Annotated in this window: 19 protein-coding genes; 8 read left to right on the forward strand and 11 right to left on the reverse strand. The window is 70.2% G+C overall.

Going from position 1 to position 21,525, the window contains the following annotated elements; all coding sequences use genetic code 11:
• Nucleotides 1–142 precede the first annotated feature (142 nt).
• Genes ACRSCF_RS27640 through ACRSCF_RS27650 form a run of 3 tightly spaced genes read left to right on the forward strand, consistent with a single transcriptional unit; the run spans nucleotide 143 to nucleotide 2,672 of the window.
• Nucleotides 143–832, forward strand: coding sequence for a heavy metal response regulator transcription factor (locus ACRSCF_RS27640; protein WP_026062596.1), 690 nt, complete (start codon nucleotides 143–145; stop codon nucleotides 830–832).
• Nucleotides 829–2,208 (forward strand): heavy metal sensor histidine kinase, encoded by a 1,380-nt coding sequence (locus ACRSCF_RS27645; RefSeq protein ID WP_043789226.1) that lies wholly within the window; start codon nucleotides 829–831, stop codon nucleotides 2,206–2,208. Before ACRSCF_RS27640 ends, ACRSCF_RS27645 begins: the two co-directional genes overlap by 4 nt.
• A 35-nt stretch (nucleotides 2,209–2,243) precedes the next feature.
• Nucleotides 2,244–2,672 carry a hypothetical protein gene (locus ACRSCF_RS27650; RefSeq protein ID WP_034363519.1) on the forward strand — a complete coding sequence of 143 codons (429 nt, stop codon included), beginning with the start codon at nucleotides 2,244–2,246 and terminating at the stop codon, nucleotides 2,670–2,672.
• 7 nt (nucleotides 2,673–2,679) lie between these two features.
• On the opposite strand, the gene ACRSCF_RS27655 is transcribed toward ACRSCF_RS27650, so the two are convergent.
• From ACRSCF_RS27655 to ACRSCF_RS27680, 6 genes are read right to left on the reverse strand one after another with little or no spacing between them, the layout of a single operon-like run.
• The gene (locus ACRSCF_RS27655; RefSeq protein WP_244387594.1) at nucleotides 2,680–3,117 is read right to left on the reverse strand and encodes a PaaI family thioesterase; all 438 of its coding nucleotides are present in this window, start codon (nucleotides 3,115–3,117) and stop codon (nucleotides 2,680–2,682) included.
• Nucleotides 3,114–3,338 carry an acetyl-CoA carboxylase biotin carboxyl carrier protein subunit gene (locus ACRSCF_RS27660; RefSeq protein WP_016446660.1) on the reverse strand — a complete coding sequence of 75 codons (225 nt, stop codon included), beginning with the start codon at nucleotides 3,336–3,338 and terminating at the stop codon, nucleotides 3,114–3,116. Before ACRSCF_RS27660 ends, ACRSCF_RS27655 begins: the two co-directional genes overlap by 4 nt.
• Before the next feature lie 11 nt (nucleotides 3,339–3,349).
• Nucleotides 3,350–4,711, reverse strand: a complete 1,362-nt coding sequence (locus ACRSCF_RS27665) for an acetyl-CoA carboxylase biotin carboxylase subunit (protein ID WP_312840362.1) — start codon at nucleotides 4,709–4,711, stop codon at nucleotides 3,350–3,352.
• Entirely contained in the window at nucleotides 4,708–6,816 is a 2,109-nt protein-coding gene (locus tag ACRSCF_RS27670; RefSeq protein WP_034363517.1) for an acetate--CoA ligase family protein, read from the reverse strand. The genes ACRSCF_RS27665 and ACRSCF_RS27670 overlap by 4 nt, the downstream gene beginning before the upstream one ends.
• A gap of 10 nt (nucleotides 6,817–6,826) precedes the next feature.
• Nucleotides 6,827–7,846, reverse strand: coding sequence for a tripartite tricarboxylate transporter substrate binding protein (locus ACRSCF_RS27675; protein WP_034363515.1), 1,020 nt, complete (start codon nucleotides 7,844–7,846; stop codon nucleotides 6,827–6,829).
• A gap of 29 nt (nucleotides 7,847–7,875) precedes the next feature.
• Nucleotides 7,876–9,423: an acyl-CoA carboxylase subunit beta gene (locus ACRSCF_RS27680; protein WP_244387596.1), complete on the reverse strand. Its 1,548-nt coding sequence runs from the start codon at nucleotides 9,421–9,423 to the stop codon at nucleotides 7,876–7,878.
• Nucleotides 9,424–9,646: 223 nt separating this feature from the next.
• On the opposite strand from ACRSCF_RS27680, the gene ACRSCF_RS27685 reads away from it, so the two are divergent.
• The gene (locus tag ACRSCF_RS27685) at nucleotides 9,647–11,329 is read left to right on the forward strand and encodes a sigma-54 interaction domain-containing protein (RefSeq protein WP_034363563.1); all 1,683 of its coding nucleotides are present in this window, start codon (nucleotides 9,647–9,649) and stop codon (nucleotides 11,327–11,329) included.
• 127 nt (nucleotides 11,330–11,456) lie between these two features.
• The gene (locus ACRSCF_RS27690; protein ID WP_034363513.1) at nucleotides 11,457–12,458 is read left to right on the forward strand and encodes an arsenic resistance protein; all 1,002 of its coding nucleotides are present in this window, start codon (nucleotides 11,457–11,459) and stop codon (nucleotides 12,456–12,458) included.
• Here ACRSCF_RS27690 and ACRSCF_RS27695 read toward each other — a convergent pair.
• A complete protein-coding gene (locus ACRSCF_RS27695) occupies nucleotides 12,434–13,378 on the reverse strand; it encodes a siderophore ABC transporter substrate-binding protein (RefSeq protein WP_244387597.1) in 945 nt (314 codons plus the stop codon). The genes ACRSCF_RS27690 and ACRSCF_RS27695 overlap by 25 nt on opposite strands.
• Before the next feature lie 121 nt (nucleotides 13,379–13,499).
• A complete protein-coding gene (locus tag ACRSCF_RS27700; protein ID WP_034363511.1) occupies nucleotides 13,500–15,527 on the reverse strand; it encodes a ligand-gated channel protein in 2,028 nt (675 codons plus the stop codon).
• Here ACRSCF_RS27700 and ACRSCF_RS27705 point away from each other — a divergent pair.
• A complete protein-coding gene (locus ACRSCF_RS27705) occupies nucleotides 15,526–15,693 on the forward strand; it encodes a hypothetical protein (RefSeq protein ID WP_156180070.1) in 168 nt (55 codons plus the stop codon). The genes ACRSCF_RS27700 and ACRSCF_RS27705 overlap by 2 nt on opposite strands.
• Before the next feature lie 166 nt (nucleotides 15,694–15,859).
• Here ACRSCF_RS27705 and ACRSCF_RS27710 read toward each other — a convergent pair whose 3' ends face one another.
• Nucleotides 15,860–17,164, reverse strand: a complete 1,305-nt coding sequence (locus tag ACRSCF_RS27710; RefSeq protein ID WP_082254105.1) for a DUF445 domain-containing protein — start codon at nucleotides 17,162–17,164, stop codon at nucleotides 15,860–15,862.
• A 120-nt stretch (nucleotides 17,165–17,284) separates the two neighbouring features.
• Here ACRSCF_RS27710 and ACRSCF_RS27715 point away from each other — a divergent pair, with 120 nt between their 5' ends.
• A complete protein-coding gene (locus tag ACRSCF_RS27715) occupies nucleotides 17,285–17,542 on the forward strand; it encodes a DUF3297 family protein (RefSeq protein WP_016446670.1) in 258 nt (85 codons plus the stop codon).
• A 123-nt stretch (nucleotides 17,543–17,665) separates the two neighbouring features.
• On the opposite strand, the gene hmpA is transcribed toward ACRSCF_RS27715, so the two are convergent.
• Nucleotides 17,666–18,892 carry an NO-inducible flavohemoprotein gene (gene hmpA / locus ACRSCF_RS27720; RefSeq protein ID WP_017407870.1) on the reverse strand — a complete coding sequence of 409 codons (1,227 nt, stop codon included), beginning with the start codon at nucleotides 18,890–18,892 and terminating at the stop codon, nucleotides 17,666–17,668.
• A 120-nt stretch (nucleotides 18,893–19,012) separates the two neighbouring features.
• On the opposite strand from hmpA, the gene norR reads away from it, so the two are divergent.
• A complete protein-coding gene (gene norR, locus ACRSCF_RS27725; protein ID WP_244387598.1) occupies nucleotides 19,013–20,596 on the forward strand; it encodes a nitric oxide reductase transcriptional regulator NorR in 1,584 nt (527 codons plus the stop codon).
• Here norR and ACRSCF_RS27730 read toward each other — a convergent pair.
• Nucleotides 20,580–21,500, reverse strand: coding sequence for a DMT family transporter (locus tag ACRSCF_RS27730; protein WP_034363509.1), 921 nt, complete (start codon nucleotides 21,498–21,500; stop codon nucleotides 20,580–20,582). The genes norR and ACRSCF_RS27730 overlap by 17 nt on opposite strands.
• Nucleotides 21,501–21,525: the final 25 nt, after the last annotated feature.

Raw genomic sequence — 21,525 nt, forward strand, 5'->3', positions numbered from 1 at the left:
GGGATTGTCGGGCATGGCGTTTGACCCCAATCGCGACTGCCCCATGCCGGCGAGTCTAGGGCGGCGCAGCGACCCGGCGCTGTCGGGCACATGACAAATTTGTCATCTCCGAAAACCCTTGCCTGCCCCGACAATGCTCGGCATGAAAGTCCTGGTCATCGAAGACGAAACCAAGCTGGCCGACTACCTCCGCAAGGGCCTGACCGAGGAGGGGTTCGTGGTCGATGTCGCGCACAACGGCATCGACGGACTGCACCTGGCCACCGAGCTGGCCTACGACCTCATCGTGCTCGACGGCATGCTGCCCGGCATCGACGGCCTGGCCGTGCTGGCGGCGCTGCGCCAGTCGCGCCAGACACCGGTGCTGATGCTGACGGCGCGCGGCCAGGTGGAGGACCGCGTGCGCGGCCTGCAGGGCGGCGCCGACGACTACCTGGTCAAGCCCTTCGCGTTCTCCGAGCTGGTGGCGCGCATGCATGTGCTGCTGCGCCGCGGCGGCGGCACGGCCCAGCCTGCGGCCGAGGCCACCACGCTGCGCATGGCCGACCTGGAGCTGGACCTGATACGCCGCCGCGCCACGCGCGCCGGCCAGCGCCTGGACCTGACGGCCAAGGAATTCAACCTGCTGAGCCTGCTGCTGCGCCGCCAGGGCGAGGTGCTGTCGCGCACCGAGCTGGCCTCCCAGGTCTGGGACATGAATTTCGACAGCGAGACCAATGTGGTCGAGGTGGCCGTGCGCCGCCTGCGCCTGAAGCTGGACCAGCCCTTCGCGCAGCCCCTGCTGCACACGGTGCGCGGCATGGGCTATGTGCTGGAGTCGCGCGCACCGTGAGCGTTGCCCCTGCCGACATTCCCCACCTGGGCCGGCGCCTGTCGCGCTGGCTGGCCCTGCAGACCATGCTGGGCCTGGGCCTGGTGTGCGCGGCCGTCTACGGGGTGGCATCGATGACGCTGGAGCAGCACCAGCACGAGACGCTGGACCTCAAGCAGCAGGCCGTGCTGCACCTGATGACGGAAAGCCGCAGCGCCCACAACGAAGCCGGGCTGGCCCACATGCTGGACGACTTTCTCACGGGCCTGGACGAGATGTCGCTGCGCATCACCGACCTGCAGGGCCGCGTGCTCTACGAGCGCCTGCGCACGCCCAAGAATCCCGGCCGCACGCTGCAGCGCAGCTTCGAGGTCGTGCTGGCCGACTCCGGCCAGCAGGCCCGTGCCCAGCTCACGCTGGACCGGGCCGAAGACGACCGGCAACTGTCCCTGCTGGCCTGGACGCTGGCCCTGGCTGCCGTGGGCGGCGCCCTGCTGGTGTCGCTGACCGGCATCTGGCTGGTGCGCCTGGGCCTGGCGCCGCTGCGACAGCTGACCGAGCAGACGCGCCAGCTGTCGGCCCAGGACCTGCAGCGGCGCCTGGACGACAGCGGGCAGCCGCAGGAGCTGCGGCCGCTGATCGCACAGTTCAACGCCCTGCTGGAGCGGCTGTCCGTGGCCTACCGGCAGATGGAGGCCTTCAACGCCGACGTGGCCCATGAGCTGAACACGCCGCTGACCACGCTGATCAGCAGCTGCGAGCTGGCCCTGCGCAAGCCGCGCAGCGAGGCCGAGCTGCGCGAGGTGCTGGCTTCCAACCTGGAGGACCTGCGGCGCATGGCCGGCATCGTGGCCGACATGCTGTTTCTCTCCCAGGCCGACCGGGGCCAGGGCGCGCGCCTGGCGCCCTGGGCCAGCCTGGCCGCGCTGGCCCACGAGGTCATCGACTTCCACGAGGCCGCGCTGCAGGAGGCCGACCTGCAGGTCGTCGTCCAGGGCGACGCGGCCGCCGAGGTCGATGCGCGGCTGCTGCGCCGGGCGCTGTCCAACCTGCTGGGCAATGCCACACGCTATGCACAGCGCGGCTCCACCATCACCGTGCAGATCGGCGCCCGGCCCTGTACCCACCACGGGGGCGCCGGCGATGTGGCGCTGGCGGTGCTCAACCGGGGCCCGGCCATCGATCCCGTCCACCTGCCGCGCCTGTTCGACCGCTTCTACCGCGCCGACGCCGCGCGCAGCCAGGCCGACCGCAACCATGGCCTGGGCCTGGCCATCGTGGCCGCCATCGCGCGCATGCACGGCGGGCGCTGCTTTGCCGAGTCCGAGGGCGGCTTCACGCGCATCGGCCTGGAACTGCCCGACAGCCCGAGCCCGCCGCGCGATTCCCCGGCCTGAACACAGGCACCGGAGCGGCGGCACAATGGCGCCCCATGACGCAAGACGCCCCCTCCTCCTACGCAACGCTGCTGGCCGAAGGCAATGCCCTGGTGGCCCAGGCGCAGCGGGCCGCCACCCAGGATTTCGCCCAGGCCCGGGCGCTGTGGCAGCAGGCCGGCAAGCATTTCTATCTGGCCCACAAGGCCGACCCGGAACAGGCGGAAGCCGCGTTTCGCCTGGCCCAGGCCTGGATGGCCGAAGCCCATGCGCTGCAAAAGGAAGAATCGCCAGACGCCGTGGTGATGTGGCGCAACGCCGCCGCGCAATGCGAGCTGGCGTTCGACCTGGAGCCCGAAAACGGCCGCCTGGCCATGACGGCCGCCAGCTGCCACATGTTCGGCGGCCAGCATGACGCGGCCAAGGCCTGGCAGCAGATCGGCCAGCATCTGCTGCCGCCGGCGCCCGAAGGCGACGGCGCCTGAAGCCAGGCTACAGCGCGATCAGCTTGAACACGGCCCGCGCCGTGCACACGGCCTGGCCCGCGCTGTCCAGCACATTGCCCTCGCAGAACACGGTGCGCGCGCCTGCGCGCAGCACGCGGGCCTCGATCAGCAGGTCGGTGGTGGCCGAGGCGAGGAAATGCGTGCTCATCTCGATGGTCACCACGCCCAGCCCCAGCGGGTTGGACGAGCGCGCGGCCGCGCTCAGCGTGAAGTCCAGCGCGCTCATCAGCGCACCGCCATGGCCATGCCCCCGGCTGTTGGCCAGGTGCGGGCGCATGGGCAGCCGCGTGCGCGCCAGGCCGGGCGCCAGGCTCACGGGCTCCATGCCGATATGGGACATGAAGGGCACGTCGATGCCGAAGTAGCCGCGCGCCAGCGCGGCGGCCTCCAGGTCCGGGGTGGTGGAGATTCCAACGGCGTTCATCCGATCTCCGCAATCGCCTGGCCTTCGGCCACCGGCTCGCCCACGGCCACGAGCATGCGGCGCACGACGCCTGCCACCTCGCTTTCCACGGGAATCTCCATCTTCATGGACTCCACGATGATGAGGGTGTCGCCCAGGGCGACGGTGCCGCCTTCGGCGGCTTCCACAGCGGCCACGAGGCCGGCGATGGGGCTTGTGATCAGGTTCGGGGTGGTGGTCATGGGTAGGGCTTTCAAAGGGGGGCCAGTACGCGCTGGGCGATGCCGGTGTCGATGCGCAGGTCCAGGAAATCGGCGTGGCCCAGGATGCGTTCGATGAAGGGGATGTTGGTCTTCACGCCCTCGATGCGGGTCTGCGCCAGTGCCTGGCGCAGCCGTGCGATGGCCTGGGCGCGGTCGCTGCCATGGGCCACGAGCTTGGCGACCATGGGGTCGTAGAAGGGCGTGACGCTGCAGCCCTGGGCATAGCCGGTCTCCACGCGCAGGCCTTCGCCCTGGGGCATCTCGAAGCGGTCCAGGCGCCCTGGCGAGGGCAGGAAGCGCACGGGGTCTTCGGCATAGATGCGCGCCTCGATGGCATGGCCGCTGGCCACGGGTTCGGCGGGCAGCACGTCGCCCATGCGCTCGCCGGCGGCCAGGCGGATCTGGGCCTCGACGATGTCGATGCCCGTGATCTCCTCGGTCACCGCATGCTCGACCTGCAGCCGCGTGTTCATCTCCAGGAAGACAAAGCCGTGCTGCGGCGTGTAGAGCATCTCCACGGTGCCGATCACGTCATAGCCCGTGCGCGCCAGCAGGCCGGCCAGCAGTTGCCGCATGTCGGCCAGGGCCTGCGCGGGAATGCCTGCGGGGCGGGCCTCTTCCACCACCTTCTGGTGGCGGCGCTGCACCGAGCAGTCGCGCTCGAACAGCACGCGCACCTCGCCATGGCGGTCGGCCAGCACCTGGAACTCGATGTGGCGCGGCGCCTCGATCAGCTTTTCCAGGTACAGCTCGGCCGTGCCGAAGTACTTGGCGGCAATGCCGCTGGCCTTGGACCAGGCGGCCTCCAGCTGCGGTGCATCGTGCGCGGGCAGCATGCCGATGCCGCCGCCCCCGCCTGCGGGCTTGACCAGCACGGGAAAGCCGATGCGCGCCGCCTCCGCCTGCGCCTCCTGCACGCTGTGCAGCACGGCCGAGCTGGCCGCCTGCGGCATGCCCTGGGCGGCCATGAAGGCCCGCGCCTGGGTCTTGTGGCCCAGCGTGCGTATCCAGTGCGGCGAGGGGCCGATGAAGCACAGGCCCTGGCGCTGCACGGCCTCGGCGAAGTCCGCGTTCTCGGAGAGAAAGCCGTAGCCCGGGTGCACGGCATCGGCGCCGGTCTCGCGCGCCACCTGCAGCAGCCGCGCCTGGTCCAGATAGCTTTGCGCGGCGGGCGCAGGGCCTATGCACACGGCCTGGTCGGCCGCGCGCACATAGGGCAGGCTGGCATCGGCCTCGGAGTACACGGCCACGGATTCAAGGCCCATGCGCCGCAGCGTGCGGATCACGCGCGCGGCCACGGCGCCCCGGTTAGCGACCAGCACGCGGCGGATGGGGTGCGGGGCGCCGCTCATGCCGCCTCCGAGGACGCCGCTGGCGTGGCGGCCACGGCCACCACCGCATCGACGATCACCGGCGCCTGCGCGCCGCGCGCCACGAGCACGGGATTGGCGTCGACCGACTGCACGCGCCCGCCCTGGGCCAGCATCCAGTCGCCCAGCCGCACCATCATGGCGGCCACGGCATCCAGCTCCACGGCCGGCATGCCGCGCACGGCCGCAAAGGCCGGGGCGATGGACAGGCGCGCAAGGGCATCCAGCGCCTGCCGCGCACTGAAGGGGGCGACAAGGAACTGCACGTCCCTGAGCGCCTCCACCAGCACGCCGCCCTGGCCGACCATGACCACCACGCCGAATTCGGCATCCACATGGGCACCCAGCGCCAGCTCGAAGTCGGCCCTGTGCTGGGCTCCCAGCAGCAGGCCACCATCGGCCGCGCCCAGGCGGGCCAGCGTGGCGGCGAAGTCGCCAAAGGCCTGCAGCGCCTGCTCCGCCTCGCGGATGTTGAGCCGCACCAGGCCATGCTCGGACTTGTGCGAGAGATCGGCGGACACGCCCTTGGCCACCAGGGGCCGTGGCAGGGACTCGATGGCGGCGCGCACCTCGTCCTCGCTCCTGCAGACCAGATGGCGCATCACCGGCAGGCCGGCGCGGGCGAGTTCGGACAGGCTGGAGGGCTCGTCAAGCGTGAGGGAGCGGGAGGCCGCCACCGGCACCGATGCCTCGGCAGACGGCACCTGTGCCTGCCTGCCACCGGCCTGCTCGGCCAGCAGCGCCAGGCCGCGCATGGCGGCGCGTTCGCTCCAGAAGGTGGGCACGCCCTGGTCCTGGAAGGCCTGGGCCACCCAGTCCTGGTTGACGCTGACCGCAATGGGCACGCCGGTATCGCGCGCAAAGCGGCTGGCCTGGCCCGCGAAGTCGGCGAAGTCATAGCCCTCGCCGCCGATCGGGAAGCCCACGTGAACGAGGTCCGCCGCACCGCTGCCCGACAAGGCCCGCAGCGTGTCGCCAAAGGTCTGCGGCCTGCCCAGCAGGGCCGTGGTCATGTCGATGGGATTGCGCGCCGTGACATAGGACGGCAGGGCCTGGGACAGGCCGTCCAGCGTGGCGGCATCGAACGGCTCCAGGGCCAGGCCGTATTCCTCGGCCGCGTCGGCCGACAGCACGCAGGTGGCGCCCGAATTGCTGATGCTGACCACGCGGCGACCGCGCGGCGCAGGCTGGGACAGGAACAGCGGCGCGTAGTCGATCAGCTCGCGGAAGTCGGCCAGGCGCGGTATGCCGTGCTGGCGCAGGAAGGCATCGGCCAGCGCGTCCTCGGCCGCCAGCGCGCCCGTGTGCGAGCTGGCCGTGGCCTGGCCTGCGCGCGTGCGGCCGGCCTTCACGGCCAGGATGGTGACGCCGCGCGCATGCGCCAGGCGCGCGGCCTCGGCCAGCCAGGCGCTTTGCCTGAGCGTCTCGATGTAGAGCACGACCAGGCGGATGCCTTCATCCGCGACCACGGCGCGCACGGCCTCGGCGGCGCAGACATCGGCCTCGTTGCCCGTGGACAGCATGTAGCGCACGCCGATGCCCGCGCGGCGCAGGCCGCCGTAGAGAATGGCCGCGCCCGCACCGCTCTGGCTGACGATGGCCACGGGGCCGTCGGCCGGCGCGTTCTCGTTGATCATGGTCGAGAAGTTGAGGATGGCGCCCGTGGCGAAGTTGGCCACGCCCTGGCAATTGGGGCCGAACAGGCGCAGCCCGCCGCCTGGCGCCCGGCGCGCCCGCGCCACCAGGTCGGCCTGCTGCCGGCGACCCTCCTCGCCCAGCTCCGCAAAGCCGGACGAATAGATCACGCCCAGGCGCGCACCCACGGCCACGCAGTCGTCGATGGCGGCGGCCACGTCCTCGCCGGGCAGGCTGATGACCACGGCATCGGGCGCCTCGGGCAGCGCGCGCAGCGAGGGGTAGGCAGCCAGGCCCTGGACCTCGGCGCGCTTGGGATTGACGGGCAGGATGCGGCCTGCGAAACCATGGCGCCGCAGGTAGTCGATGGGCCGGCCACCGGCCTTGATGGGGTTGTCGGAGGCGCCAAGGATGGCGACGGAGCGGGGGTTCAGTGCTTGCAACAGAGACATGCGTACCTCATCAATCCAAAGACAAGGCTTCGCGCTGGATGACTTGGCCCCAGTCGGCCACTTCCTTGGCGATGCGCTGGCCGAACGGCGCGGGCGGCATCATCACGGGCTCGCCCTGGCTGCTGAGCACGGCGCGGATGCGTGCGTCCTGCAGCACGCCCCTGGAGGCCTCGTAGAGCCGGTTGACGATGACCGGCGGCGTGCCCGCGGGCGCCAGCAGGCCGGCCCAGAAGGTGACGTCGAAATCGGCATAGCCGGCCTCGGCCATGGTGGGCACCTCGGGCAGCTGCTGCATGCGCCGGGGCGCGGTGACGGCCAGCGCAACGAGCTTGCCGCTGGCGATGTGGGGCAGCGCGCTCCAGGTGTCGAACTGCGTGTCCAGCTCGCCGCTGAGCACGGCCATCTGGGCCTGCGACGCGCTCTTGTAGGGCACATGCGTGGTCTTCACGCCCGTGCGGTTGCTCCAGGCCGCATAGGCCAGGTGGGCGATGTTGCCGGGGCCGGCCGAGCCGTAGCTGAGCTTGTCGGGATGGCCCTTGGCGAAGACGATCACATCCTTGGCCGAGCGGATCTGGTGCTTCTGCGCCCACTCGGGGTTGACGGTGAGGATGAAGGGCGCATCCAGCACCATGGTGATGGGCGCGAAGTCCTTGGCGCGGTAGGTGATCTTCTTGTAGATCTGGGGGTTGATGGTGATGCTGCTGGAGTTGGTGACCAGCAGGGTGTAGCCGTCGGGCGCGGCGCGCGCCACCTCGCCCACGCCGATGGCGCCGTTGGCGCCGGGCTTGTTCTCCACCACCACGGGCTGGCCCAGCGACTTGCTCAGCGGCTCGGACAGCGCGCGTGCAATGGTGTCGGTGAACGAGCCTGCAGGGAAGCCGACCACGATGCGCACGGGGCGCGTGGGCCACTTGTCCTCCTGGGGGGCCTGGGCCTGGGCCGCCGTCGCGGCGCAGATGGTCAGGCACGGCGCCAGGCACAGGGCCAGGGCGGTGCGGCGCGAGGGCGCGCGCGGTTGTCTGGTTGCCATTGCTTTGTCTCCTTGGGTTTTTTATGCGTTCAGGGCCGCAGGCCGAACTGCGGCGCTCCGGCCTCGCGCAGCGGCGCGGCCAGTTCCACGAATTCGCTGAGCAGGGCGCGCGTGTCGCGCGGATCGATCACCTCGTCGATGCCGAAGGCCTCGGCCGTGCGGAAGGGCGAGGTCAGGCTGCGCACGCGCTGCTCGATCTCGGCGCGCTTTTGCACGGGGTCGTCGGCGCCTTCGATCTCGGCCTTGTAGGCCACCTCCAGCCCGCCCTCGATGGGCAGCGAGCCCCAGTTGGCCGAGGGCCAGGCATAGCGGAAGTTGAAGCGGCCCATGTGCTGGTGGCCCGCCGCCGCCACGCCGTAGGCGCGGCGGATGAGGATGCTGCACCAGGGCACGGTGGCCTGGTAGACGGCGGCCAGGGCGCGCACGCCGTAGCGCATGACGCCGGCCTTCTCGGCCTCCACGCCGATCTGGAAGCCCGCGATGTCCACCATGTTGACCACGGGCAGGTGGAAGGTCTGGGCCATGTCCACGAAGCGCGTGAACTTCTCGGCGGAGGGGCCGTCCCAGCCGCCGCCGTAGAAGTACGGGTCGCTGGCCACCACGGCCACGGGCCAGCCGTCGATGCGCGCCAGCCCCGTGACGATGGCCCGGCCCCAGTGGCGGCCCGTCTCCAGGAAGGAGCCCTCATCGACCAGGCATTCGACGATGGGCCGGATCTTGTAGACCTTGCGGCCATCACGCGGAATGGCCGACAGCAGCCATTCGTCGCGCCGCCGCGGATCGTCCTGCGGCGCGGTGCGCGCAGGCAGCTCGTACACCGAAGATGGCAGGTAGGACAGGAAGCGGCGCACGCGCTCGAAGGCCTCCTGCTCGGTGGCCACCTCGTCATCGACCACGCCGTTGCGCGTGTGCACCTGGCTGCCGCCCAGCTCGTTCTTGGTCACGTTCTGGCCGATGCGCGCCACCACGGGCGGGCCGGCATTGAACAGCTGGGCGGTCTCCTTGACCATCACCGAGTAATGGCTGGAGGCCACGCGCGCTGCGCCCATGCCGGCCACCGAGCCCAGGGCCAGCGAGACCACGGGCACGGTGGACAGGTTCTGCACCACCTGGCTCCAGACCTTCATGGTGGGCACGCTGGTGTAGCCCTTGGTCTCGATGTTGCGCACCGAGCCGCCGCCGCCCGTGCCGTCCACCAGGCGCACCATGGGCAGGCGCAGGTCGTGCGCCATCTTCTCGGCAAAGATCAGCTTGTCGCCCACGGCGCCGTCGTTGGCGCCGCCGCGCACCGTGAAATCGTCGCCCACCACGACCACGGGCCGCCCGCCCACGCGTGCTCGCCCCATGATGAGGTTGGAGGGCGTGAAGTCCGTCAGCCGGCCCAGGCCGTCGTACTGGCCCGAGCCGGTGAGCGAGCCCACCTCCACGAAGGACTGCGCGTCCGTGCAGGCATCGATGCGCTCGCGCACCGTGAGCTTGCCGGCAGCCTTGTGCCGCGCCACCTTGTCCTCTCCGCCCAGTTTGGCCGCCAGTGCGCGGCGGTATGCGATCTCGTCCACTTCGGGTTGCCAGCTCATGTCGTCGTGTCTCCTTTTGCCTGTGGAGATGCACAAGGCGTGCCAGAACGCAGTGCGTTGAATTCAAAGGATTTTTTCCACAGTCGATCTCCGTGTGTCCACATCAAGGACAACCTCGAAGACACGGGTCGGGCACTGTCTTCAATGGAGACACCACGGGGACAGACCCGTGGCCTGCGCGCCGCTAGAGTGCGTTCAATCCCAGCCACTGCCCGCCATGCCCATGCCCAGCTCCCCCGACCACCGATTCGGCGTTCTCGTCTGGCGGCGCGACTCGCCCGAGCCCGTGGCGCGGCTGGGCCTGGCGCAGGAGCCGCTCCTGCATGCAGCCGTCACCGAGGCCCTGGCCCGCGCGCACGGCGACGGGCACAACCCCATCGGCCATGGCCAGTTGCTGCACGTGGAAACACCGGGCCCGCGCGGCACGGTGGCCCGCCATGTGGCCGTGGTGCTGGCCGATGCCGAGGGCGAGGTCGCCCTGCTGCGCCCGGCCGACGAGGCGGCGGCGCTGTTCGACATGGTGGCCAGCGTGCCCTTCGCCTTCGCCATCCTCAACATGTTCCTGACCAACCCGTACCAGGCGATCACGGTGGCCGACCATGAAGGGCTGATGCGCTACATCAGCCCCGTGCACGAGAAGTTCTTCGGCCTGGCGCCAGGCACGGCCGCAGGCCGGCGCGCGGAGGACGTGATCCCCAACTCGCGCCTGCCCCATGTGGCACGCAGCGGCCGCGCCGAGATCGGCGACCTGCAGCAGCTGGGGCCGGGCGTGAGCCGCATCGTCAACCGCATGCCGGTCTACGAGGGCGGCGCCGTGGTGGGCGCCGTGGGCCAGGTCAGCTTCAGCGGCGTGGAGGCACTCAACCGCATGCAGCAGCGGCTGAACCAGCTGCATGACGAGGTGCAGCACTACAAGCGCGAACTGAGCCAGTTGCGCGGCGGCACGCCCACGGCGCAGATGGTGGGCGCCAGCGCCCCCATGCAAAGGCTGGCACGCGAGATCGACGCCGTGGCGCGGCTGGACGTGCCCGTGCTCATCCTGGGCGAGAGCGGCAGCGGCAAGGAGCTGGTGGCCCAGGCCCTGCATGCGCGCGGGCGCGATGCCGACGCGCCCCTGGTCAGCCTCAACCTCGCGGCCCTGCCGGCCACGCTGATCGAGTCCGAGCTGTTCGGCTACGAGGCCGGCGCCTTCACGGGCGGGCGCAGGCAGGGCCAGCCCGGCAAGCTGGAGCAGGCCGAGGGCGGCACGCTCTTCCTCGACGAAGTGGCCGACATTCCCATGGAGATCCAGGTCAAGCTGCTGCGCGTGCTGGAGGACCGCCAGGTGCAGCGCCTGGGCGCGCACAGCGGCCGGCAGGTGAACTTCCGCATCGTGGCCGCCACGCACCGCGACCTGCGCGCCCTCATCGACAGCGGCCGCTTCCGGCTGGACCTGTTCTACCGTCTCAGCGGCGTGGTGCTGCATGTGCCCGCCCTGCGCCAGCGCCTGGAGGACATCCCGGCCCTGGTGCAGCGCTTTGCCCAGTCGTTCTGCGAGCGCAACGGCATTGCGCTGCCGCGCATCGCGCCCGGCGTCATGCCTTACCTGGCCCGCCAGGCCTGGCCCGGCAATGTGCGCCAGCTGCGACAGCGCGTGGAAGAGGCCCTGGTGTTCTGCGACGGCCACCTGCTGGGCGTGGACAACTTCGCGCGCCACGAGGACCCGCTGGCCGGCGCACGGCCTTTGCCCGTTGCCGAGCCCGACATGCCCTCCACCGGCGCCGTGGCCCCGCTCAAGGACCAGGAGCGCAACGCCATCCTCGACGCCATTGCACGCTGCGGCGGCAACAAGAAGCTGGCCGCGCAGGAGCTGGGCATCTCGCGCTCCTATCTGTACAAGGTGCTGGGCGCGGCAAACCAGGGCTGATCCCTGCGGGCCCAGGGCCTGCAGGGGAATGAAGCAGCGGGCCGGCTGTGCCGTTGCCATACTAGGCGCCCCACATCCGCCCCACATCCGCGTACCCGCCTCGTACCCGCCGCCATCGGCCTCCTGAATGCAAGACACCCGAGACGCGCTCGAACAGCGCCAGATCCCCATCTACTTCGCCGCCGTGGCCCTGGCCGCAGTTGCCGCCTGGGCGCTGCCCGGCACAGGCGTGCTGGAGCGCGCCATCAACCCCGCGCTGGCACTGATGCTCTATGTGACCTTCTTGCAGGTGCCCTTGGCCGAGCTGCGGCGCGCCTTCGGCCAGGTGCGCTTCCTGGCGGCGCTGATGACGGCCAACTTCATCGTGGTGCCGCTGCTGGTCTGGGCCCTGCTGCAGTTCCTGCCCGCCGACCCCCTGCTGCGCCTGGGCGCGCTGCTGGTGCTGCTGGCGCCCTGCATCGACTACGTGGTCACCTTCTCCCATCTGGGACGCGCCGATGCGCGCCTGTTGCTGGCAGCCACGCCGGCCCTGCTGATCGCGCAGATGCTGGCCCTGCCCGGCTACCTGGGCCTGTTCCTGGGAGACGATGCGGCGCGGCTGGTGCAGGCGGGGCCTTTCCTGCATGCGTTCGTGTGGCTGATCGCCGTGCCGCTGGCCCTGGCCGCTGCCACCCAGCTGTGGGCGGCCCGCAGCCGGCGCGGCGCCAGCGCCTCGGCATGGCTGGGCCTGCTGCCCGTGCCGGCCACCGCGCTGGTGCTGTTCGTGGTGATCGCCTCCGTGCTGCCCCAGCTGGGCCCGGCCACGCACGCGGCCTGGAGCATGGTGCCCGTCTATGCCGCCTTTGCGGTGGCAGCGCCCGCGCTGGGCTGGCTGGTGGCGCGTGCCTTCCGGCTTCCAGCGCCCGCAGGCCGAGCGGTCGCGTTCAGCGCGGGCACGCGCAATTCGCTGGTCGTGCTGCCGCTGGCCCTGGCCGTGCCTGGCGCCATTCCCGTGCTGCCGGCCGTCATCGTCACGCAGACGCTGGTGGAGCTGCTGGCCGAGCTGGCCTATGTGCGCGTGATTGCGCTGTGGGGCCGGGACCGGGAGCCGGCCCTGGCCCGCGGTCAACGCGATGACGCCGCGCCATAGGCCTGGCGCAGCTGCGCCATGTTGTCCAGCAGCGCCGTCGGCCCGGCGCTGCCCATCAGGTACCAGCCCTTGGGATCGAGGAAGACGACCTGCCCCTTGCGGCCGGCCGCCGTGGCGTGGATCCGCGCGTTGTCGAACACCTTGCGCGAAGCCATGATCTCGCCGCCGCCTGCCGCCTGGCCCGTGGCCGTGTTGCGGTCGATGACGTAGATCCACTCGGGGTCCAGCCGCGCCACATCATCGAAGCCGTAGGCGGTGCCGCGGGCTGGCAGTTGCGCGGCCGATAGCGCCGAGCGCGCGCCGAACACATCGAACAGAAAGCCGAAGCGCGATCCCGGCGCCTGCGGCAGGAGCTTGTCGTTCACGGCCATCAGCAGCAGGCCCGGCGCGGCCTGCGAGGCCTGGGCACGCAGGCCCTGCAGCTCGGCCTGGATGCGCTGCACCAGCGCACGGCCCTGCGCCTGGCGGCCGAACAGCAGCGCCAGTGTGGCGATGTTGCGTTCGATATCGGCCAGCATGTGCTTGCCGCTGACGCTCAGGTCCAGCGTGGGCGCGATGCGTCCCAGCACCTCGGCCTTGCCGGCCGAGCGCCCGCCCACGATGATCAGGTCGGGCGCCAGCCGGCTCAGCGCCTCGTAGTCGGGCTCGAACAGCCCGCCCGCCGCAGGCCGCTGCGCGAAGCTGTCCAGGTACCGGGGCAGCTGCGCCCGGGGCACGCCTGCGACCGCCGACGCGGGCACGCCCAGCGCATGCAGTGCATCCAGCGCCCCCAGGTCATAAACCACCGCGCGCCGGGGTGCGCCGGGCAGGCTGGCCACTCCCCCGGCATGCCGCACGGACAGCGGGGCCGCCGCCGCAGTCCCCAGGAACAAGGCCGGCAGGGCCAGCGCCGCCGCGCGGCGCGTGATATCGAAGGTCATGGCAAAGAATCCCAGGAAAAAATGAAAGGAGTTCCGGCCTCCGGAGGCGGGTGCCGCGCCGGGAAGCGGCGCGGCCCGATCCGCAGGCCACGGGCAGCGGCCGCCCTTGCGGCCGGGATGCCTAGAACTTCACGTTCATGCCGATCCAGTAGCGCCGGCCGTCCTGCACCGTGGCGTAGTCCTCGTAGTACACGTCCTTGTCGAACAGGTTGTAGATGCCTGCGTAGAAGGTCACGTCCTTGCTGTAGTTGTAGGAGCCGCCCATGTCGAACATGGCATAGCTGCCGGCCACCCAGGTGCGCGCCGAACGGCCGCCCGTGGGCTGGCTTTCCTTGCCCCGGTAGGACAGCTTGGCCCAGCCCGCCCATTGCTGCGAAGGCTTCCAGTTCAGCGCCAGGTTGAGCATGTGGCGCGGCAGCTGGCTCAGCGGCTGCCCCGCGAACTCGCCGCTCTTTTGCTCGGACTTGGTGAAGGTGTAGCTGCTGCTCAGGTCCAGCGTGCGCGCCAGCGGGGCCTTGAACGTGGCTTCGACGCCGCGCGTGATGGCCTTGTCGATATTGACGTTGGTGGTGGGCGTGTTGCCCGAGGAATTGGCCGGTCCGCACTCCGGGCAGGCGATGCGCGTGATCTTGTCGTTGAACTCGTTGTCGAACACCGTCAGGCCTGCCGACAGGCCGGCGCCGTTGTTGTAGAGCAAGCCCAGTTCCTTGCTCAGCGAGGTTTCGGGCTTCAGGTCGGGGTTGCCGTAGATGTTGCCGCCGCGGCTGGACTGGCCCCAGTCGCCCAGGGTCTGGCGCAGCGAGGGCGCGCGAAAGCCGGTGGACACGCCGCCCTTGACGGTCCATTGCGCGTCGAGGTTCCACACGCCGTACAGGCGCGGGCTCCATTGCGATCCGCCCTTGCTGTCGTGGTCGTAGCGCAGGCCGCCGGTCAGGGCGAAGTTCTCGCGCAGGCGCCACTCGTCCTCGGCGAACCAGGCGTACTGCGTGCGATCGGCCGTGGTGCGCGCCGAGCCCGGCAGCGTATTGGTCGTCGTGTCGCGCAGGTCCTGCTGGTTGTAGTACACGCCCGTGGTCAGCAGGTGCTGGCGGCCCAGCGGCGCCACCCAGCTGCTGTTGAACACCGTGTTCCTGATGGTCATGTCGCGCGACAGGTTGCGCGTTTCCTCGCGCTGCAGATAGGTGTCGGAGGAAGCCCAGCCCCAGCGGCCCTTGTGCTGCAGCGAGTAGTTCTCGCGCTCGAACTTGCGGTCGCTGGGCGCATCGGTGGGCAGCAGGGTCATGCCAGGCGACGAAACGAAGTGCTGGCGCGAAGTGCCGATCTCGGCGATCAGGTCGTGGTCCTTGCTGGGGGTCAGCGCCAGGCGCAGGTTCAGCGAACGGTTGTCGCTCTTGTTGTAGCCCTGGTAGATGCGGTCCTGGTCGCGCTTGCTGTAGTTGCCGTACAGGCTCAGGCCCAGCAGGTCGGTCTTGATCGGGCCTGACAGGTAGAAGTTGGTCTGGTAGGCATCGCCCGAGGTGGAGCGCTCCTGCAGCGTGGCGTCGGCGCGCACCGAGCCATGCCAGTTCTTCGCCACCTTGCGCGTGATGACGTTGATCACGCCGCCCATGGCGTCCGAGCCGTACAGCGAGGACATGGGGCCGCGCACCACCTCGATGCGCTCGATGGCCTCCAGCGGCGGAATCCAGCTCTGGTCCGTGCCCGTGCTGCCGTTGGTCTGGGTCTCGCGCGTGCTCATGCGCTTGCCGTCCACCAGGATCAGGGTGTAGTTGGCGCCCATGCCGCGCAACGAGATGTCGTTGGAGTTGTTGTCCGAGGGCGTGAGGATCACGCCGGGCACATCGCGCAGGGCATCGTGCAGGTTGCGGTAGGCGCCCTGCTCCAGTTCCTGGCGCGTGATCACCGAGATCGAGGCCGGCGCCTGGCTGATCTCCTGCTCGAAGCCGCTGGCCGTCACGACCAGGGTTTCCAGCGCGGCCCCGCCTGCTGCCTGGGCCAGCGCGCTGCCCGAGGCCAGCAGGCCCAGGCAGGCGCCCAGCGCGGTGCGGCGCAGGGGAGCGACGGTGGAGGGAAACGAAGCACGCAAGGAGGTGCAAAGGGCGGACAGGGCAAAGCCACGGCCCGCCGCGGGGGCTGTGCAGTTGTGCATGGGAAAGCTCGCAAGAAGAATCACGGACGGTCGAACGACCGGGGTGCGCATCCGCTCTGTTGTTTTTGATGAGTGCGAATCGTTCTTATTTTATTTTCCCGCCGACAACGGCCTGGCCGACGGCAGCGCAGCTGCTGTTTTTCTTTACAAGCGCACCGATCTGTGAGCAATTCATTCAGGATGCTGAATGTTGCCTTTTTCATCAATGACATGCAGGGCCGCCAGTGCCCGGGCGCGTGCAGCGCCCGGCCCGATTCACGGCGTTCCGGCGAACACGGCGGCTTTGTAAAGTTGGCCCGATGTGGCCCGCAGGCAACATCCTGATACGAAGATCAGGACCACAGCCGCCCCGCATTGGAGACCAGGAACAGCAGCAGCCCCACGGCACCGCCGACCACGGTGCCATTGATGCGGATGTACTGCAGGTCCTTGCCGATGTGCAGCTCGATCAGCTCGGACAGTTCGCGCGCATCCCAGCGCCGCACGGTGTCGGCGATGTGCTGGGCCAGGAACTGCGAGACATCGGGCGCCAGCGCCTGGGCCCAGCGCTTGAGGCGTTCGTTCATGGAGTGGCGCAGCGCCTCGTCATGCGCCAGCGACTGGCCCAGCCAGCGGCCCATGGCCGCGGTCTTGCGCGCCACCTGCGAATGCTCGTTGGCCAGGTCGGCCTGCAGCCTGGCGCGCAGGCCCAGCCACAGCGAACGCAGGTAGCCGGCCAGCTTCTCGTCGTGCAGCAGGTAGTCGCGCAGGCGCTCGGCGCGATCGGCCATGGACGGGTCGGACTGCAGCCGGTCAATCAGCCGCTGCACGGAGGCATCGAACGCCTTGCGCATGTGGTGCCCGGGATCGTTGGCGATGTCCTGCAGCAGGCTGTCCAGCGCCCCGGCGATGGCCGTGGCACCCTTGTCGCCGAGCCAGTCCGTGGGCAGCATCTTCTCCTTGAGCGGATGCTCGCGCTTGAGCCACAGCACGATGGTCCGGGCGATCAGCACATGGGTCTCGGATTCGCGCAGCACGCCGCTGACGCGCGCCAGCACATCGTCGAGCACGGCCTGGTGGCGCCCGTCCTGGGTCAGGCCCGACAGCAGGTCCGCCGCCGCGCGCGGCAGGTCCAGATGCTCCAGCAAGGCCTTGAACGAGTGCGAGAGAAAGCGCTCCACCTGCCGGTCCTGCACCATCTCCAGCGCCGCCAGCGCAAGCCGCGCCACCTGCCGCCCCAGCAGCGTGCTGTTGGCCGGTGAGGTCAGCCAGCCCGCCAGCACGCGCGCGGGATCATGGCGCTCGATCAGCGCCACCAGCGAAGGCCCGTCCAGGAACTTGTCGCGCACGAAATTCGCCAGGTTCAGCCCGATGCGGTCCTTGTTGCGCGGAATGATGGCCGTGTGGCGCCCGACCACGGGCAGCGGAATGTGCCGGAACAGGGCAGACACCGCAAACCAGTCGGCCAGCGCGCCGACCAGCGAGGCCTCGGTCACGGCCTTGATGCAGGCCAGCCACAGCGGCACCTGCTGCCAGTGCGCTGCCGCCACCGACGAGGCCACGAAGCCCAGCGCCATGAGCAGCAGCAACGCCAGCGGCAGGCGCTTGGCCGACTTCAGTGTTTGACGTTGCTCTGGCGACAGCATGGAGCGCAGCATACGACGCCCGCCGGGCCCCGCGTGGCGATGCCTGCCGCCAATGCCTGTCAGCCAGCGCCTGACCCCGGATTGCGCGGACAATACCGGCTTTCTTCAGAACCCTCTTGCGAGAACAAGACCATGACCGACGCCAACGCATCCGCCGAGCGCCCCGCCCTGCCCGACCACCTGTCCATCGACCCGCGCAGCCCGCACCACGTGGCGGCCGTGTTCGAGCACGACATCGGCATCCGCTTCAACGGCAAGGAGCGGTTCGACGTGGAGGAGTATTGCGTGAGCGAGGGATGGATCAAGGTGCCCGCGGGCAAGACGGTGGATCGCAAGGGCAGGCCCTTGCTGATCAAGCTCAAGGGCACCGTGCAAGCCTTCTACCGCTGAGCCTTCGGACCTTGTCGCGCCTCTTGCCACAGAGGTGCTACAAGGGGCGCGACAAGGGCGCGACAAAGGCATGCCAGGGGTGCGGCAGAGCCAGGAACCACCCAGGGCAGGCTCCGGCAAAGCCTACTGGAGCGCCTCGGCCGGCCCAAAAAACTCATACCGCACCTGCTCCTGCGGCACCCCCAGGGCCTTCAACGATTCCTTCACCGACCGCATGAACGGCCGAGGCCCCAGGAAATAGACATCGGCATCCACGGCGGGCAGCCATTCACCCAGCTGGCGGGCGGTCAGCAGGCCCTGCGCATCGACCCCATCGCCCTCCTCCGCCCGGTCATAGCAGTAGTAACGGGTGAGCTGCGGATGCACGGCAGCCAGCGCATCCACATGCTCGCGGAAGGCATGCACCCCGCGCTCGCGTGCGCAGTGGATGAAGACCACGGGCCGCCGGGTCGGCAAGGCCGCGTCCAGCATGGGCAGGGTCGGCGTGATGCCCACGCCGCCGCTGATCAGCACCAGCGGGCGCTCGCCGGGCTGCAGCGTGAAGTGGCCTGCGGGCGGGAACAGCTGCAGCGTGTCGCCGACCCGGACCCGGTCGTGCAGGAAGTTGGAGACCTTGCCACCCGCCTCGCGCTTGACGCTGATGCGCAGGCTGCGCCCGTCTGCGGGTGCGGACAGGGAGTAGTTGCGCCGCTGCTCCTGGCCGTCCACCACCAGGCGCAGGCCGATGTACTGGCCGGGCTGGTGGGCGATCACGGGGCCGCCGTCGGCGGGCACCAGGTAGAAGGACGTGATCTCGGCGCTTTCCTGCACCTTGTCCTCGACCACGAAGGCGCGCTCGCCGCGCCAGCCGCCTTCGGCCGCCGCCGTGCGGTCATAGGCCTGGCGCTCGGCGCCGATCAGGATGTCGGCCAGCTGCTGGTAGGCGGCGCCCCAGGCGGCTATGACCTCGTCGGTGGCGATCTCGGCGCCCAGCACTTCGCGGATGGCGCGCAGCAGGCAGGTGCCGACGATGGGGTAGTGCTCGGGCTGCACCTGCAGCGCAACGTGCTTGTTGATGATCTGCGCGGGCAGGTCGCCCAGGGCGTCCAGCCGGTCGATGTGCCTGGCGTACATGAGCACGCTGTAGGCCAGGGCACGCGGCTGGGCGCCGCTTTGCTGGTGGGCCATGTTGAACAGGGCGCGCACCTCGGGGTACTCGCCCAGCATGGTTTGGTAGAAATGCGTGATCAGCGCTTCGCCGCCGGTTTCAAGCAGCGGAACGGTGGATTGGACGATGGCACGTTGGCGGTCGGTCAGCACGGGAAACTCCTTGGGTACGGGGACGGACATGCCCGGTGCGATGCCGGACATGCCTTGGCAAAGGCAAGGCCCGTGCCAGTCCCGCGACCCTTGAAGAACAAGGGCTTGGCGTTTCATGCGTCAATATGACTCTCGTCAAATCGAGTCCTTTTGACAGCAATCGCAGTCTTTATGACCACATCCACCGCCCTGCACGCCCTCACCCCCCTGGTGGCCGACCTGGCCCAGGACCTGCCCGAGCGCGAGCGCTTTCGCCGCCTGCTGGCAGCCCTGCGCGCCGTGCTGCCGGCCGATGCCGCCGCCCTGCTGCGCCTGGAAGGCGAGTGGCTGCGGCCCGTGGCCATCGACGGCCTGGTGCCCGATGCGCTGGGCCGGCGCTTTCGCATTGCCGAGCACCCGCGCTTCGCCCAGCTGCTGGCCGCGGGCCAGGCCATGCGCTTTGCGCCAGACAGCCCGCTGCCCGATCCCTATGACGGCCTGGTGGCCCAGGGCCACGGGCCGCTGGAGGTGCACGACTGCATGGGCTGCGTGCTGCAGACCGGCGGCCTGCCCTGGGGCCTGCTCACGCTGGACGCGCTGGACCCGGGGCGCTTTGCCGACCCGGCCGCGCTGGCGGCGCTGCAGGCCTTCAGCAACCTGGCGGCGGCCACCGTGACCACGGCCGAGCGGCTGCGCCGGTTGGCGCGCAGTGCGCGCGCCCTGCCCGCACCCGGCGCCGCCCCGGGGGGCGATTCATCACGTCCGCTGATCGGCCAGAGCCCGGCCATGCGCGCGCTGCAAAAGGACATCGCCCTGGTCGCGGCCAGCGACCTCAACGTGCTGATCACGGGCGAGACCGGCACGGGCAAGGAACTGGTGGCCCAGGCCGTGCATGCCCAGTCGGCGCGCGCGGGCCGGGCGCTGGTCAGCATCAACTGCGCGGCCCTGCCCGACAACCTGGTCGAAAGCGAGCTGTTCGGCCATGTGCGCGGCGCCTTCACGGGCGCGCTGTCCGAGCGCAGCGGCAAGTTCGAGCAGGCCGACCAGGGCACGCTGTTCCTGGACGAAGTGGGCGAGCTGTCCCTGCCCGTGCAGGCCAAGCTGCTGCGCGTGCTGCAAAGCGGACAGCTGCAGCGCCTGGGTTCGGACCGCGAGCACCATGTGGACGTGCGCGTGATCGCCGCCACCAACCGCGACCTGGCCGCCGAGGTGGCAGCAGGCCGCATGCGCGCCGATTTCTTCCACCGCCTGAGCGTCTACCCGCTGCGCGTGCCCGCGCTGCGCGAGCGCGACAGCGACGTGCTGATGCTGGCCGGCTTCTTCCTCGAGGAAAACCGTTCCCGCCTGGGCCTGGGCGGACTGCGCCTGCACCCCGCTGCGCAATCGGCCTTGCTCGCCCAGGACTGGCCCGGCAATGTCCGGGAACTGGAGCACCTTATCAGCCGCGGCGTGCTGCGGGCGCTCAGCCGTGCGCCCTCCGGCACTCCGGCCGGTGGCCGGGCACGCATGGTCACGCTGGGGCAGGCCGATCTCCGGGATGACGCGCAGCCCCCGGCGACGGCCACCCCGACCCTGCCCGTCCCACAGGTCGCATCGCCCGGCGCCAGCTCCCAAGGCCTGCGCAATGCCGTGGAGAGCTACGAACGCCAGCTGATCAAGGCCAGCCTGCAGCGCCACCACGGCAGCTGGGCCGCCGCCGCACGCGAGCTGCAGATGGACCGCGCCAACCTGCAGCGGCTGGCGCGGCGACTGGGACTGGTCAGGCAGGACGCCTGAGCGACATCAGCCACCCATACCCGCTCACCAGCAGCACCCCCGCCAGCACCATCAGTGCCCCGGCCAGGAAGTTGGGCTCGATGGGCTCGCTCAGCAGCCAGGCCCCGAAGACCACGCCGAAGATGGGCGTCATGAAAGAGAACACGCCCAGGCGCGAGGCCAGGTATTGCGTGAGCAGCCAGAACCAGACCAGGAAGCTCACGAAGCAGACCAGCACGGACTGGAAGGCCAGGCCGGCCCAGGCCAGGGGCGTGGGCTCGAAGCGGGTCTGGCCCAGCAGGAAGGCGGCGGGCAGCAGCAGCGCAAAGCCGGCGGCCAGCTGGTAGAGCAGGGTCTGCGCGGCGGGCAGCGATGCCAGCCGCGTGGTGCGGATGGCCACCGTGGTGGCGCCCCAGGCCACGCCGGCGGCCAGCGCCAGCAGGTCGCCCAGCAGCATGGCGGCGCCGGCTGCCTTCGAAGGCTTGCCGCCGCCCAGGAAGGCCAGCGCTATGCCGGCAAAGGCCAGTGCGATGCCCAGCCATTGCAGCGGCGCCAGGCGCTCCGAGGGCAGCTTCCAGTGCAGGCCCAGCGCCGCGAACACGGGAGCGGAATACAGGAAGACCACCACATGGGCGGCCGAGGTGTGGTTGATGCTCTCGCCCACCAGCAGGAATTCCAGCGCAAACAGCGTGCCCACGGCCAGGCCCGGGCGCCAGCTGCCGTCGCCCCACTGCACGCGCATGCCGCGCCAGCGCATGAACAGCCACACCAGCACGGCGCCCGCGCCCGAGCGCAGCGCGATCTGCAGCGTGGGCGCGATGGCATCGGCCGTGGCCTTGAGCAGGATCTGCTGCAGGCTCCAGATCAGGCACAGCATGAGCATCAGCGCGGCGGCGCGCGCGTCCAGCGGTTTGCGTGGGTCCACGACGTCTTCCTTTCAGCGACCGTGA

The sequence above is a fragment of the Delftia sp. 11MD genome, from assembly GCF_050907895.1.
GTDB lineage: Bacteria > Pseudomonadota > Gammaproteobacteria > Burkholderiales > Burkholderiaceae_C > Comamonas > Comamonas tsuruhatensis.

Coding starts and splice junctions, on each gene's coding strand:
- ACRSCF_RS27640 (WP_026062596.1), top strand. CDS start 143: ATGAAAGTCCTGGTCATCGAAGACGAAACCAAGCTGGCCGACTACCTC.
- ACRSCF_RS27650 (WP_034363519.1), top strand. CDS start 2,244: ATGACGCAAGACGCCCCCTCCTCCTACGCAACGCTGCTGGCCGAAGGC.
- ACRSCF_RS27655 (WP_244387594.1), bottom strand. CDS start 3,117: ATGAACGCCGTTGGAATCTCCACCACCCCGGACCTGGAGGCCGCCGCG.
- ACRSCF_RS27660 (WP_016446660.1), bottom strand. CDS start 3,338: ATGACCACCACCCCGAACCTGATCACAAGCCCCATCGCCGGCCTCGTG.
- ACRSCF_RS27665 (WP_312840362.1), bottom strand. CDS start 4,711: ATGAGCGGCGCCCCGCACCCCATCCGCCGCGTGCTGGTCGCTAACCGG.
- ACRSCF_RS27670 (WP_034363517.1), bottom strand. CDS start 6,816: ATGTCTCTGTTGCAAGCACTGAACCCCCGCTCCGTCGCCATCCTTGGC.
- ACRSCF_RS27675 (WP_034363515.1), bottom strand. CDS start 7,846: ATGGCAACCAGACAACCGCGCGCGCCCTCGCGCCGCACCGCCCTGGCC.
- ACRSCF_RS27680 (WP_244387596.1), bottom strand. CDS start 9,423: ATGAGCTGGCAACCCGAAGTGGACGAGATCGCATACCGCCGCGCACTG.
- ACRSCF_RS27685 (WP_034363563.1), top strand. CDS start 9,647: ATGCCCAGCTCCCCCGACCACCGATTCGGCGTTCTCGTCTGGCGGCGC.
- ACRSCF_RS27690 (WP_034363513.1), top strand. CDS start 11,457: ATGCAAGACACCCGAGACGCGCTCGAACAGCGCCAGATCCCCATCTAC.
- ACRSCF_RS27695 (WP_244387597.1), bottom strand. CDS start 13,378: ATGACCTTCGATATCACGCGCCGCGCGGCGGCGCTGGCCCTGCCGGCC.
- ACRSCF_RS27705 (WP_156180070.1), top strand. CDS start 15,526: ATGGGAAAGCTCGCAAGAAGAATCACGGACGGTCGAACGACCGGGGTG.
- ACRSCF_RS27700 (WP_034363511.1), bottom strand. CDS start 15,527: ATGCACAACTGCACAGCCCCCGCGGCGGGCCGTGGCTTTGCCCTGTCC.
- ACRSCF_RS27710 (WP_082254105.1), bottom strand. CDS start 17,164: ATGCTGCGCTCCATGCTGTCGCCAGAGCAACGTCAAACACTGAAGTCG.
- ACRSCF_RS27715 (WP_016446670.1), top strand. CDS start 17,285: ATGACCGACGCCAACGCATCCGCCGAGCGCCCCGCCCTGCCCGACCAC.
- hmpA (WP_017407870.1), bottom strand. CDS start 18,892: ATGTCCGGCATCGCACCGGGCATGTCCGTCCCCGTACCCAAGGAGTTT.
- norR (WP_244387598.1), top strand. CDS start 19,013: ATGACCACATCCACCGCCCTGCACGCCCTCACCCCCCTGGTGGCCGAC.